The sequence below is a fragment of the Methylobacterium sp. 1030 genome (assembly GCF_040544715.1).
In the GTDB taxonomy this organism is placed as follows: domain Bacteria; phylum Pseudomonadota; class Alphaproteobacteria; order Rhizobiales; family Beijerinckiaceae; genus Methylobacterium.
The window spans coordinates 148,759-161,114 of record NZ_JBEPKM010000016.1 but is presented as its reverse complement, the minus strand read 5'-3'; the positions used below and the strand labels follow the sequence as shown (position 1 = coordinate 161,114).

Here is a 12,356-nt window from a genome sequence, read left to right as displayed (position 1 = left end):
TTGTGTCTACGAGCCTTTTGCGATATCTTATATCAGCATGGCTCCTCATATATTGACTCCAATACACTCCTTGGAACGATTTAAAGAACAGGTATTGATCTAGGATATGCAATATGGGATCGGTCTATACGGGCCGGGTTCTTCGACAGCTCGCGGCCGATGTCCCGGGGCGCGACCCCGGCGCCGCGCCACCGGCCTTTTCGCGGCTGCGGATCGCGCCACATAGTGGGCGCTGCACGCCGCCGGCGTGCCCACGGAACTCCGCGCGCATGTCCAAGCCCGTCCACGCCATGATCCGCGTCCTCGAGGAAGAGCGCGCGCGCGACTACTATGCCCGTGCCTTCGGTCTCGCGGTGTCCGGCCGGTTCGACTTCCCGGACTTCACCCTCGTCTACATGCGGGATCCGGACTCGCCGTTCGAGCTGGAGCTCACGGTGAACAAGGGCCGCGACAAGCCCTACGATCTCGGCGACGGCTACGGGCACATCGCCTTCGTGGTCGACGACGTGGAGGCCGAGCACGCCCGGCACCGGCGCGAGGGCTTCACGGCCACCGACGTCAAGACCCTCAAGCACGGGGACGACGTGCTCGCGCGGTTCTTCTTCGCCACCGACCCGGACGGCTACAAGATCGAGGTCATCCAGCGCGGCGGCCGCTTCGCGTGACCGGTCCGGTCCGCCATTCCCTCTCCGGAACGTCTTCGAGATCCATGCAGGACAAGACCCGCATCGTCTGCATCCGCCACGGGCAGTCGACCTTCAACGCCGCCCACCGGCACGGGGGCGGCGATCCTGGCCTGCCCGACGCCCGCCTGACCGAGCTGGGCCAAGCCCAGGCCCGGGCCGCGCGGGAGCGGCTCCGGCCGATCCCCTTCGACCTCGTGGTGGTCTCGCCCCTGACCCGCGCCATCGAGACCGCGGCGATCCTGTTCGGCGAGCATCCGAGCCGGCCGCGGGTGCTGGTCGAGGTGCTGCACCGCGAGTGCCAGGAGAGCAGCTGCGATGTCGGCCGGGCCGCCTCGGAGATCGCCGCGGACTTCCCCCACCTCGATGTCGGGCACCTGCCCGAGGTCTGGTGGCACGCGGAGCCCGGCTGCGAGGTCGGCGGCTACCCGGTGGAGCCCCGCCCCCTGTTCGACGCCCGGGTCGCGGCGTTCCGCGACTGGCTGCGGGCCCGGCCGGAGACCACCATCGCGGTGGTCGGCCACGGGACGTTCTTCTACCACCTCACCGGCACGTTCCTGGAGAATTGCGGCACCATCGACTTCGATCTCGACGCCGCGCCCGCGGCGGCCTGATCAGGCCGGCACCCGGGCGCGCGCCGCGTCCATGCGCTGACGGGCGCCGGCGACGGCGATCTCCGGCGCCTGCCGGCCGATGGCGAGGGTCTCCGCGAGGATCGCGCAGGCCTCGGCCCAGGTTCCGGTCAGGAACGGTGCCGCCCCCTCGGCCACCTCGGCGGCGCAGCGCGCGTCCTCGCCGGCGCGTTCCGCCGCCGTCGCGGTGCGGGACACCGCCGCGGTCAGCGCGCCTTCCCGCCAGCGCCGCGCCTGGGCCGCCGCCTGCGCGCGCGCCCCGCCCCGCCACGCGGCCGCGCGGGCCGCCGCCAGGGCCGCGGGCCAGTCCGGCGCGCCGGAGCAGGCTTCCGCGTCCTCGACCATCCCGGCGACCGCGCAGAGCGGCGCCAGGATGCGGCGGACGCTCTCCAGCGCCAGCTGCCGGGTGCGGGCGGCCTCGATCTCCGCCGTGTCGGCGCTGCCCGACAGGCGCAGGACGAAGGCCATCAGCTGCGGCCGCACCTCGTCCGGCATGGCGTCGTTGAGCCCGAGGGCGTAGGCGGCGGCCGGCCGCGAGAAGCAGGGTGGGCAGTCCGCGCTGGAGCGGATCGCCCGGTAGGGCAGGCCCGCGGCCACCATCGCGGCCTCGTTGATGCAGGTCCCGCCGTCTGGCCCGGGGAAGGGATGCGATCCGGCGAGCAGACGCCAGTTCAGGATCGTCGCGAAGTCGGGATGCATCGGCGCGCGCTCCGTCTCGGTCGCGCAGCGTGGCACGCCGCGCCCCGGAAGGCGAGGCCCTTCAGCCGCCGAGGCCCGGGGCGAGGCCCGAGAGCATCGCGGCGCCCAGGACCAGCACGAAGGCGGCGGCGACGAGTTCGAGGCCACCGAGCGCCAGGAGTCCGGCCTGTCCCCGTCCGCCCGCGAGGCGCAGCGCCATCCGCTTGGCGAAGACCGCGAGGCAGGCCAGGGCCGTCGTGGTCAGCGCGGTGCCGAGCGCCATCGCCAGGACCGCCAGCATGCCCGCGCCGGGCACGCCCTGCGACACCGCGAAGACGAGGACCAGCACGGCGCCGGCGCAGGGGCGTGTCCCGGCCGCCAGCACCACCCCGGCCCGCTCGCGCCACGTGTCGAGGGTGTCGAGGGCCTGCGGTTCCGGCAGGTGGCTGCAGCCCGGGCCGCAGCCCGCGCCGAGATTGGCGAGGCGACCGGCCTTGCGCCACGTCAGGACCAGCCCGATCAGGGCCACGAGGGCGAAGCTCACGGTCTCGATCAGGGTGCCGGCCCGGGTGATGCTCGCCGCCGTGGCGTTGAGGACCAGCGTGCCGAGGCCGACGATCGCCCCGGCCACGCAGGCCTGGAGCAGCGCGGCGCAGACGCTCAGCGCGGCGCCGCGCCGGAGCGCCCGCTCCCCCGCCAGGATGTAGCCGGCGATCACCGCCTTGCCGTGGCCCGGGCCGGCGGCGTGGAACACGCCGTACGCGAAGGCGAGGCCGATCAGCGGGGTCCAGCTGCCGCCGCCCCGCAGCGCGCTCACCGCGGCGTTGAGGCTGCGGGAGAAGCTCGCCTGCAGCGCCAGGATGACGCCGCCGAGACCCGTGGCGGCCGGCGCGGCCTCGCGGAAGCCGATCCCGAAGGGCGAGCGCGGCGGCGGCGCGGCGAGGCCGGGCGCGACCAGCCACGCGATCGCGGCCGCGAGAAGCGCGGCCAGCGCGATGGCCGCGGCCATGAGGCCGAGCCTCAGCCCCAGCCGTCCCGCCCCGGCGGGGGCGACGATCCCGATGCCTACGGACATGCCACGAGAACCCGGCTGGCGAACTGCACCCCGTAGGTCGAGGCGGCGGTGAGCGCCTCGAAGAAGGCCTCGGTCATGCCCGGCGACCCGGCATCGGCCGTCTTCGGCTGCTCGGTCTTCGGCCGGGTGACCGTGGCGGCGCAGCCCTGGGGCGCACCCGCGAGGGTGGCGGCGTCCGCGCCCTCGGCGAACGAGAAGGCGACGAAGTAGGTCGGGTCGTAGACCTCCAGCGCGGCGACCCCCCGCCCCTGCTGGACCGGGGTCTTCAGGGGCAGCAGGAAGGTCATGACCAGCGCCCGGTCGTCCATGTGCGCCGCCGGCTCCTTCGGATCGCCGAAGGCCTGCTCCTTGCCGCCGACCTTCAGCTTCGTGAAGTAGCCGAACTCGGCGAGGTTGGCGGTGTTCTCGGCGGCGAGCCCGGCGAGTTCCTCCGGGCTGAGCTTGCCGTCCTTGTTGGTGTCGAGGCCCTGCGTGACGAAGGCCGTGTACTCGGGATCGAAGCTCCACGTGTCGCGGACGCCGACGAGCTTGCCGTCCGCGTAGACGAGCTGCGCCTTGGCGGTCACCCAGACGTGCGGGTGGGCGGTGGCCGCCGAGGCGGCGCAGCCGAGGGCGGCGGCCAGCGCCAGGGCGAGCGGTTTCGGACAGGGCGCGGCGATCAGCATGGACGGTGGCACGCTCGCGGCGGGAGGGAAGCGATCAGGTCGCGTCTTCCTCGCGTGCCGGTTGGGCGAAAGCGAGGCGCCGTCCGGTCGTCGCGCCTGTCCCCGCGCCGGTCACTCGCCCCCGTCGAGGCCCATCAGCTGGAAGCTGACCCGCAGGTCGTTCGACATCGGGATGTCCAGGCGTTCGCCGTTGGGCAGGCGCTTGAGGAACCAGCGCTCGTAGGTCCAGCGCAGCGCCCGCGACTCGGCGAGCCGCGTGAAGGTCTGCTGCACGAGGCCGGCGAGTTCCGGATCGTCCTTGCGGAACATGATGCCGTAGGGCTCGTAGGAGAGCTTGTCGGGCAGCACCGTGTAGTTCGCCCCGTCCTTCGCGTCCGTGGCGATCAGCCCGTAGAGCAGCACGTCGTCGGTGGCGAAGGCGTCGGCCTTGCCGGCCTTGACCATCGCGTAGGAGGCGGCGTGGTCGGGCGCCGTCACCACCTGCGCGTCGATCTTCAGGCGGGCGAACTGGTCGCGCACGGCCTTCTCGTTGGTGGTGCCGGCCGTGACCACCACGGTCTTCCCGCCGAGATCCCGGTAGGAGGCGATGCCCGATCCGCGCTTCACCAGCAGCTGCGTCGCGCTGATGTAGTCCACGGGCGAGAACGCGACCTGCTTGCGGCGCTCGGCATTGGCGGTGGTCGAGCCGCACTCGAGGTCGATCTTGCCGGAGGTCACCGCCTCGATGCGGCTCTCGGCCGTGACCGGTGCGTAGCGGATCTTCACCGGCCGGCCGATCGCCGCCTGGATGTCGTCCGCGATCTCGCCGCAGAGGTCGATGGCGTAGCCGATCGGTCGGGGGCTCCCGTCCGACTGCTTGCCCTCCACGAAGGAGAACGGCACCGAGCTCTCCCGGTAGCCGAGGACGATCTCCCCGCGCTCGGCGACGCTCCTGAGCGTCCCGGTGAGCACCTCGACGGCGGAGGCGGGCGTCGCCGCCAGCGCCAGCGCCAGAACCGCGACGAGCCGCATCGTCATCACTCCGCCTCCGAAGGGCACCGAACAAGCCACGCCGCGATTCAGGGCACCCGTGAGAGCGCTCATGAGAGCGGCCGTCCTGCGCCCGCCATCGCGGCGCGCGCAGATTTCGCCGGACCGGCCCCTATTCCGCGGGCGAGGCCACCGTGCCGACATGGTCGAGGCGCTGGTCGGTGGTGCTGAGCTGGCCCTCCCACTTGGCGACCGCCACGGTGGCGACGCTGTTGCCGAGCACGTTGGTGGCCGACCGGCCCATGTCGAGGAACTGGTCGATCCCGATGATCAGCAGCAGCCCGGCCTCCGGGATGTTGAAGTGCGACAGCGTCGCCGAGATCACCACCAGCGAGGCGCGCGGCACGCCGGCCATGCCCTTCGAGGTCACCATCAGCAGGAGCAGCATCGTGAGCTGCTGGCCCCAGCTCAGCGGGATGTTGTAGGCCTGCGCGATGAACATCACCGCGAAGGTGCAGTACATCATCGAGCCGTCGAGATTGAACGAGTAGCCCATCGGAAGCACGAACGAGGTGATCCGGTTCGGCACCCCGAACTTCTCCAGGTTCGAGAGCATCTTGGGGTAGGCGGCCTCGCTCGACGCCGTCGAGAAGGCCAGCACGAAGGGCTCCTTGATCAGGTTGAACAGGCGCATGATGCCGCCGCCCCCGAGCAGCAGGAAGCCGACGCCCATCAGCAGCGTCCAGAGCACGCCGAGGCTGATGTAGAACTCCACGAGGAACTTGCCGTAGGTCACGAGCACGCCGATGCCCTGCGTGGTGATCGTCGCCGCGATGGCGGCGAACACCGCAACGGGGGCGAACATCATCACGTAGCCCGTCACCTTGAGCATGACGTCGGCGATGCCCTCGATGCCCTGCGCGAGCAGGCGGCCCTTCTCGCCGAGGGCGGCGAGGCCCACGCCGAAGAAGATCGAGAAGACCACGATCTGCAGGATCTCGTTGTTGGCCATCGCCTCGACAGCGCTCTTCGGGACGAGGTGCGTGACGAACTCCTTGAGCGAGAGCGAGGCCGCCTTGAGCCCGGTGCCGGCCCCGGCATCGGGCAGCGGCAGGTTCAGGTTGTGGCCGGGCTGCATCAGGTTGACCATGATGAGGCCGAGCATCAGAGAGCAGAACGAGGCGCCGACGAACCAGAGCAGCGCCTTGCCGCCGACCCGGCCGACGGAGGCGGTATCCCCGAGATGGGCGATGCCGACGACCAGCGTGGAGAAGACCAGCGGCGCGATGATCATCTTGATCAAGCGGAGGAACACGTCGGAGACCAGCGCGATGTAGCCGGCGATCTCCTTGGCGGTCTGCGGATCGGGCCAGGTGATGCTGCAGGCGTAGCCGACGGCGATGCCGAGGAGCATGCCGATGAAGATCATCGTCGTGAGTCGCGACCCTGCCATCGGTACTGCTCCTCGCCTGGGCCCGGGATGATCGAGCATTGCAATTCGTTAACGTGTCGCAGGAACTGCGCCACACGCAAGCCCGGCCAGGGGGCGTTACTGGCGTGGTCGACTGTTTTCACGCGACGCTCGGGCGGCGATGAAACCGGTGGCCGGTGTGCTACGGCTGCGGTACGAGACTTGCCCCGCCAAGCTGCCTGCGCTCTCCGTAGGCGGCCCAAGCAACCTGCGCGCGAGAGTTCATGGACGTCTTCGTACAGCAGCTCATCAACGGGCTGACGCTCGGCTCGATCTACGGCCTGATCGCGATCGGCTACACGATGGTGTTCGGCATCATCGGCATGGTGAACTTCGCCCACGGCGACGTCTTCATGGTCTCCTGCTTCATCGCGCTCATCACCTTCCTGCTGCTGACGGTCTGGCTCGGGGTCAGCTCCATCGCGCTGGCCTTCCTGGTGGTGCTGGTGGTCGCCATGGTGCTGACCGCCCTGTGGGGCTGGGCGATCGAGCGGGTGGCCTACCGGCCGCTGCGCGGCTCGTTCCGCCTCGCGCCGCTGATCTCGGCGATCGGCGTCTCGATCTTCCTGTCGAACTTCGTGCAGGTCGTGCAGGGCGCGCGCAACAAGCCGACCCCGCCGATGCTGTCGGGCGGCATCACGCTGTTCGAGCGCGACGGCTACGCGGTGTTCCTGGCCTGGAAGCAGGTGCTGATCATGGCGGTGACCGCCGTGCTGCTCACCGGCTTCTGGTACCTCGTGCAGCGCACGCCCTTCGGCCGGGCGCAGCGCGCCTGCGAGCAGGACCGCAAGATGGCGGCTTTGCTCGGCATCGACGTGGACCGCACGATCTCGCTGACCTTCGTGCTCGGCGCCGCGCTCGCGGCCGTCGCGGGAGTCCTCTACCTCATGTACTACGGCGTCGTGTCCTTCTCGGACGGGTTCGTGCCCGGCGTGAAGGCGTTCACGGCGGCGGTGCTCGGCGGCATCGGCTCGCTGCCCGGCGCCGTGCTCGGCGGCCTGATCATCGGCCTGATCGAGACCTTCTGGTCGGCCTATTTCTCCATCGAGTACAAGGACGTCGCCGCCTTCTCGATCCTGGCGATCGTGCTGATCTTCATGCCGTCGGGCATCCTGGGCCGGCCCGAGGTCGAGAAAGTCTGATGGCCGCCTCGCAGAACGCTCTCCCCGGCTCCGCGATGGCCGGCATCCTGCGCGACGCCGCCCTCTACGCCCTCGTCACCTTCGGCCTCTGCGTCCCGATCATCGCCTACCGGACCGATCCCGGGCCCGGGAGCGAGCTGGTGCTCGTGCCGCGCTGGGGGCTGGTGGCGGCGCTCTGCGCGGCGATCTTCGTGCTACGCCTCGTCCAGCGCCTCGTGCTGCTGCGCCGCGACGCGCGGCGGGCGCTGACCCCCTCCCCGGCCCAGGCCACCGAGGCGGTGCACGGCGAGCCCGACGCCGGGCAGAAGACCTCGAAGGTCGGTCTCTGGCTGTTCATCTTCGTCGCGCTGACCCTGCCGATGATCTCCGCGCTGGCGACCGGCGGCCTGTCCTCGGCCCGCTACTGGATCGACCTCGGCATCCTGATCCTGACCTACGTCATGCTCGGCTGGGGCCTGAACATCGTGGTCGGCCTCGCGGGCCTGCTCGACCTCGGCTACGTCGCCTTCTACGCGGTCGGGGCCTATTCCTACGCGCTGCTGTCGACGACCTTCGGCCTGTCGTTCTGGGTCTGCCTGCCGCTGGCGGGCCTGTTCGCCGGCCTGTGGGGCATGATCCTCGGCTTCCCGGTGCTGCGGCTGCGCGGCGACTACCTCGCCATCGTCACCCTGGCCTTCGGCGAGATCATCCGCCTGGTCCTGATCAACTGGACCGACGTCACCGGCGGCGGGGCCGGCATCTCGTCGATCCCGCGGGCGACCTTCTTCGGCATCCCGTTCACGGCGGGCGAGGGCGGGTTCGCCGCCACCTTCGGCATCCCGTACGACTCGATGCACCGGCTGATCTTCCTGTACTACCTGATCCTCGGGCTGGCCCTGATCACCAACTTCGTCACCCTGCGCCTGCGCCGCCTGCCGATCGGGCGGGCCTGGGAGGCCCTGCGCGAGGACGAGATCGCCTGCCGCTCGCTCGGCATCGACACCACCGCCACGAAGCTCACGGCCTTCGCGCTGGGCGCGGCCTTCGGGGGCTTCGCCGGCTCGTTCTTCGCCGTGCGCCAGGGCTTCATCAGCCCGGAGAGCTTCAACTTCTTGGAGAGCGCCATCATCCTGGCGATCGTCGTCCTCGGCGGCATGGGCAGCCAGGTCGGCGTCGCGATCGCCGCGGTGGCGATGGTCGGCGGGCCGGAGATGCTGCGCAATCTCGGGTTCCTGAAGGCCGTGTTCGGCGAGGGCTTCGACCCCAGCGAGTACCGGCTGCTGCTGTTCGGGCTCGCCATGGTCGCCATGATGGTCTGGCGGCCGCGCGGCCTGATCTCGGAGCGGATGCCGTCCGTGTCGCTCGGCCAGCGGCGCGCGGTCTCGGGCGCCCATGTCAGCGAGGGGCACGGCTGATGGCGACGTCCCCCCTCCCCCCGCCGGTGCTCACGGTCGAGCACCTGACCATGCGGTTCGGCGGGCTCACCGCCGTCTCCGACCTGTCCTTCGAGGCGCGCCGCGGCGACATCACCGCGCTGATCGGCCCGAACGGGGCCGGCAAGACCACGGTGTTCAACTGCATCACCGGCTTCTACAAGCCCACCGAGGGCATGCTGACGCTGGCGCACGCCGACGGCACGGCGCACCTGCTGGAGCGGCTTCCGAACCACAAGGTGAACCGCACCGCGCGGGTCGCCCGCACCTTCCAGAACATCCGCCTGTTCCAGGGCATGACCGTCCTGGAGAACCTGCTCGTCGCCCAGCACGCGCCGCTGATGCGGGCCTCGGGCTACACGATCCTCGGGCTGCTCGGCCTCAAGACCTACCGGGACGCGCAGGCCGCGGCGATCGAGCGGGCCAAGGCCTGGCTCGAGCGCATCGACCTGATGAAGCGGGCGGATGATCCGGCGGGCGCCCTGCCCTACGGCGCGCAGCGGCGCCTGGAGATCGCCCGGGCGATGTGCACCGACCCGGTGCTGCTCTGCCTCGACGAGCCGGCGGCCGGCCTCAACCCGCGGGAATCGGCCGAGCTGAACGGCCTCCTGCGCCACATCCGCGACGCGCACGACACCTCGGTGCTGCTGATCGAGCACGACATGTCGGTGGTGATGGAGATCTCCGACCACGTGGTCGTGCTCGATTACGGCGTGAAGATCGCCGACGGGTCCCCCGCCGATGTGCGGGCCGACCCGAAGGTGATCGCCGCCTATCTCGGCGTCGAGGACGAGGAGGTCGAGGCCGTGGAGGCCGAGGTCGGGATCACCGTGCCGCACGGGGACGCGGCGCACACGGGAGCGTCGGCATGAGCGTCGCCGGCATCAACGTCCTCGTCGAGGAGACGCGGGCGATCCAGGCGGGACGGAAGCCGCCGCTCCTCGCGGTGCGCGACGTCTCGACCTATTACGGCAGCGTCGCGGCCCTGCGCGGGGTCGATCTCGACGTGGCCGAGGGCGAGATCGTCACGCTGATCGGCGCCAACGGCGCCGGCAAGTCGACCCTGATGATGACGATCTTCGGCAGCCCCCAGGCGCGCTCGGGGACGATCACCTACGACGGCCGCGACATCACCCGGCTGCCGACCCACGCCATCGCCCGGCTCGGCATCGCCCAGTCGCCGGAGGGGCGCCGGGTCTTCCCGCGCATGACCGTCTACGAGAACCTCCAGATGGGCGCCGCGCTCCATGACGGGCGCTTCTTCGCCGAGGATCTGGAGAAGGTCTGCGCCCTGTTCCCGCGGGTCAAGGAGCGCCTCAACCAGCGCGCCGGCACCATGTCGGGCGGCGAGCAGCAGATGCTGGCCATCGCCCGGGCGCTGATGAGCCGTCCGCGGCTGCTGCTGCTCGACGAGCCGTCGCTCGGCCTCGCGCCGCTCGTGGTGAAGGGCATCTTCGACGCGATCCGGGAGCTGAACCGGACTGACGGCATGACGATCTTCCTCGTCGAGCAGAACGCCTACCACGCCCTCAAGCTCGCCCATCGCGGCTACGTGCTGGTCAACGGGCGGGTCACGATGAGCGGGACGGGTCGGGCGCTGCTCGACGATCCGAACGTCCAGGCCGCCTACCTGGAGGGGGGCCATGCCGGCCCGGTCGGGGCATGATGCCGTTTTCGGTTGATGCCATTGGCATCCCCGTCTTTGCGAGCGGAGCGAAGCAATCCAGGGCGGCGCCCCACCTTTCGAGGCTGCGCTCCCCTGGGTCACCTCGCTGCGCTCGCGATGACGGCGAGGGGCGCGTTAACCGAAGCAATCGACCGGACATCACATGAGCATGCTGCAGGGGATCCTGTACGAGGAGCCGTCGGCCTGGCTGTTCCTGCTGGTGACCGTCGTGATGGGCGGGTGGGCCGGATGGATGGCCGCCCGCGGCATCGCCCGGGGCTGGCGGCCGTTCTGGCAATGCGCCCTGGCGCTGCTTCTGGTGGCAGCCGCCGTGCGCTTCATTCACTACGCCCTGTTTTCGGGCACCCTGCTGTCGCTGCACTACTATGCGGTCGACGCGGTCATCGTCATGATCATCGGCGCTGCGGGCTTCCGCTACACGCGGACGCGCCAGATGACGAGCCAGTACCGCTGGCTCTACGAGAAGACCTCACCGCTGACATGGCGCGCACGGGCGCCCGCGGCCGGCGAGGTCCGATGAGTGCGGCCGGATCCGCACGTGCGGTCCTGACACTTAGGGGAAGTACGCGATGAGATCGATTCTGCTGGCCGGGCTCGCCCTCGGCGCGATGGCGGCGGCCGCCCAGGCCGCCGAGGTCAAGCTCGGCGTTGCCGCGCCGATCACCGGCAACAGCGCCGCCATCGGCGCGCAGCTCAAGAACGGCGCGAGCCAGGCGGTCGAGGACCTCAACAAGGCCGGCACGCTGAAGGGCACGACGCTGACCGTGACGGTCGGCGACGACGCCTCCGACCCGAAGCAGGGCGTCTCGGTGGCCAACAAGTTCGCCAGCGACGGCGTGAAGATGGTCGTCGGCGACTACAACTCGGGCGTGTCGATCCCGGCCTCCGACGTCTACCTCGACGCCGGCATCATCCAGGTCACGCCGGCCTCCACGAACGTGAAGTTCACCGAGCGCGGGATGTGGAACACGTTCCGCACCTGCGGCCGCGACGACCAGCAGGGTGCCGTCGCCGGCAACTACCTGGCCGATCACTTCAAGGGCAAGAAGGTCGCCTTCGTCCACGACAAGACCCCCTACGGCAAGGGGCTGGCCGACGAGACGCTGAAGGCCTTCAAGGCCAAGGGCGGCAAGGAGGTCATGTCCGAGGGCATCAACCCGGGCGAGAAGGACTACTCGGCGCTCGTCTCCAAGCTGAAGTCCGCCAACGTCGACGTCGTTTATTTCGGTGGCTACTACACCGAGGCCGGGCTGATCCTGCGCCAGATGCGCGATCAGGGCCTGAAGGCGCCCATGATGGGCGGCGACGGCATGGTCGACCGCGAGCTGGTGGCGATCGCCGGTCCCGCGGCCGAGGGCACGCTGACCACCTTCCCGCCGGACGCCCGCAAGAACCCGAACGCCAAGGCGGCGCTCGCCGCCTTCAAGGCCAAGAACATCGATCCCGAGGGCTACACGCTCTACTCCTACGCGGCCGTGCAGGTCCTGGCCAAGGCGATGGCCGAGACCGGCTCCAGCGACGGCAAGAAGCTCGCCGAATGGCTGCACCAGGGCAAGCCGGTGGACACGGTGGTCGGCCCGATCGCCTACGACAAGAAGGGCGACATCACCCGGCCCGACTACGTCATGTACGAGTGGAAGAAGGGACCCGACGGCAAGATCGACTACAGCGGCAATGAGCTGACGAAGTAAGCCGCGGTCACGAACCGGGATTTCAGTCCGACGCCGCCTCCCGATACCGCGGGGGGGCGGCGTCGTCGTTTTCTATACCGTGGATTCGTCAGCTTTCCGGGCGGATCCGTCCTCCGCACCGCGTGCGTACGCCTAAGAAGTGTGCATGATGCCGCCGGCGCGAGCGTGAGGCCGGCTCAGCGCTTGGGAGGAGGCCATGAGGACGGCAGGGACCGCATCTGCGGACGTGCGCAGAGGCTTGGCCGCAACTT

Annotated in this window: 13 protein-coding genes; 8 read left to right on the top strand and 5 right to left on the bottom strand. The window is 70.2% G+C overall.

The features are described 5' to 3' along the window. The first annotated feature begins 269 nt into the window (after window positions 1–269). A complete protein-coding gene (locus ABIC30_RS22930) occupies window positions 270–665 on the top strand; it encodes a VOC family protein (RefSeq protein ID WP_020094241.1) in 396 nt (131 codons plus the stop codon). Between the two features lie 44 nt (window positions 666–709). Beyond that, window positions 710–1,297 (top strand): histidine phosphatase family protein, encoded by a 588-nt coding sequence (locus ABIC30_RS22925; RefSeq protein WP_020094240.1) that lies wholly within the window; start codon window positions 710–712, stop codon window positions 1,295–1,297. On the opposite strand, the gene ABIC30_RS22920 is transcribed toward ABIC30_RS22925, so the two are convergent. From ABIC30_RS22920 to ABIC30_RS22900, 5 genes are all read right to left on the bottom strand, one after another. Beyond that, on the bottom strand, window positions 1,298–2,014 hold the full coding sequence (locus ABIC30_RS22920; RefSeq protein ID WP_354456115.1) for a hypothetical protein: 717 nt from the start codon (window positions 2,012–2,014) through the stop codon (window positions 1,298–1,300). 61 nt (window positions 2,015–2,075) lie between these two features. After that, the gene (locus ABIC30_RS22915) at window positions 2,076–3,068 is read right to left on the bottom strand and encodes a nickel/cobalt transporter (protein WP_354456114.1); all 993 of its coding nucleotides are present in this window, start codon (window positions 3,066–3,068) and stop codon (window positions 2,076–2,078) included. Next, a complete protein-coding gene (locus tag ABIC30_RS22910; protein WP_020094237.1) occupies window positions 3,059–3,733 on the bottom strand; it encodes a DUF1007 family protein in 675 nt (224 codons plus the stop codon). Before ABIC30_RS22910 ends, ABIC30_RS22915 begins: the two co-directional genes overlap by 10 nt. A 111-nt stretch (window positions 3,734–3,844) precedes the next feature. After that, complete coding sequence (locus ABIC30_RS22905) at window positions 3,845–4,750, bottom strand: amino acid ABC transporter substrate-binding protein (RefSeq protein ID WP_020094236.1); 906 nt, start codon at window positions 4,748–4,750, stop codon at window positions 3,845–3,847. Window positions 4,751–4,874: 124 nt separating this feature from the next. After that, window positions 4,875–6,155 (bottom strand): dicarboxylate/amino acid:cation symporter, encoded by a 1,281-nt coding sequence (locus ABIC30_RS22900; protein ID WP_026605096.1) that lies wholly within the window; start codon window positions 6,153–6,155, stop codon window positions 4,875–4,877. A gap of 242 nt (window positions 6,156–6,397) precedes the next feature. Here ABIC30_RS22900 and ABIC30_RS22895 point away from each other — a divergent pair, with 242 nt between their 5' ends. From ABIC30_RS22895 to ABIC30_RS22870, 6 genes are all read left to right on the top strand, one after another. Beyond that, the gene (locus ABIC30_RS22895) at window positions 6,398–7,315 is read left to right on the top strand and encodes a branched-chain amino acid ABC transporter permease (RefSeq protein WP_020094234.1); all 918 of its coding nucleotides are present in this window, start codon (window positions 6,398–6,400) and stop codon (window positions 7,313–7,315) included. Beyond that, window positions 7,315–8,709 (top strand): high-affinity branched-chain amino acid ABC transporter permease LivM, encoded by a 1,395-nt coding sequence (gene livM, locus ABIC30_RS22890; protein WP_020094233.1) that lies wholly within the window; start codon window positions 7,315–7,317, stop codon window positions 8,707–8,709. The genes ABIC30_RS22895 and livM overlap by 1 nt, the downstream gene beginning before the upstream one ends. Continuing rightward, window positions 8,709–9,599, top strand: a complete 891-nt coding sequence (locus ABIC30_RS22885) for an ABC transporter ATP-binding protein (RefSeq protein WP_020094232.1) — start codon at window positions 8,709–8,711, stop codon at window positions 9,597–9,599. Before livM ends, ABIC30_RS22885 begins: the two co-directional genes overlap by 1 nt. Then, complete coding sequence (locus ABIC30_RS22880; RefSeq protein WP_056533898.1) at window positions 9,596–10,393, top strand: ABC transporter ATP-binding protein; 798 nt, start codon at window positions 9,596–9,598, stop codon at window positions 10,391–10,393. Before ABIC30_RS22885 ends, ABIC30_RS22880 begins: the two co-directional genes overlap by 4 nt. Before the next feature lie 172 nt (window positions 10,394–10,565). Beyond that, the gene (locus tag ABIC30_RS22875; RefSeq protein ID WP_026605095.1) at window positions 10,566–10,934 is read left to right on the top strand and encodes a DUF6867 family protein; all 369 of its coding nucleotides are present in this window, start codon (window positions 10,566–10,568) and stop codon (window positions 10,932–10,934) included. A gap of 49 nt (window positions 10,935–10,983) precedes the next feature. Beyond that, window positions 10,984–12,105 (top strand): branched-chain amino acid ABC transporter substrate-binding protein, encoded by a 1,122-nt coding sequence (locus ABIC30_RS22870; protein ID WP_020094229.1) that lies wholly within the window; start codon window positions 10,984–10,986, stop codon window positions 12,103–12,105. Window positions 12,106–12,356 lie beyond the last annotated feature (251 nt).

Excerpts from the sequence above, each read along its gene's own strand:
- ABIC30_RS22930 (WP_020094241.1), top strand. The coding sequence starts at position 270 with ATGTCCAAGCCCGTCCACGCCATGATCCGCGTCCTCGAGGAAGAGCGC.
- ABIC30_RS22925 (WP_020094240.1), top strand. The coding sequence starts at position 710 with ATGCAGGACAAGACCCGCATCGTCTGCATCCGCCACGGGCAGTCGACC.
- ABIC30_RS22920 (WP_354456115.1), bottom strand. The coding sequence starts at position 2,014 with ATGCATCCCGACTTCGCGACGATCCTGAACTGGCGTCTGCTCGCCGGA.
- ABIC30_RS22915 (WP_354456114.1), bottom strand. The coding sequence starts at position 3,068 with ATGTCCGTAGGCATCGGGATCGTCGCCCCCGCCGGGGCGGGACGGCTG.
- ABIC30_RS22910 (WP_020094237.1), bottom strand. The coding sequence starts at position 3,733 with ATGCTGATCGCCGCGCCCTGTCCGAAACCGCTCGCCCTGGCGCTGGCC.
- ABIC30_RS22905 (WP_020094236.1), bottom strand. The coding sequence starts at position 4,750 with ATGACGATGCGGCTCGTCGCGGTTCTGGCGCTGGCGCTGGCGGCGACG.
- ABIC30_RS22900 (WP_026605096.1), bottom strand. The coding sequence starts at position 6,155 with ATGGCAGGGTCGCGACTCACGACGATGATCTTCATCGGCATGCTCCTC.
- ABIC30_RS22895 (WP_020094234.1), top strand. The coding sequence starts at position 6,398 with ATGGACGTCTTCGTACAGCAGCTCATCAACGGGCTGACGCTCGGCTCG.
- livM (WP_020094233.1), top strand. The coding sequence starts at position 7,315 with ATGGCCGCCTCGCAGAACGCTCTCCCCGGCTCCGCGATGGCCGGCATC.
- ABIC30_RS22885 (WP_020094232.1), top strand. The coding sequence starts at position 8,709 with ATGGCGACGTCCCCCCTCCCCCCGCCGGTGCTCACGGTCGAGCACCTG.
- ABIC30_RS22880 (WP_056533898.1), top strand. The coding sequence starts at position 9,596 with ATGAGCGTCGCCGGCATCAACGTCCTCGTCGAGGAGACGCGGGCGATC.
- ABIC30_RS22870 (WP_020094229.1), top strand. The coding sequence starts at position 10,984 with ATGAGATCGATTCTGCTGGCCGGGCTCGCCCTCGGCGCGATGGCGGCG.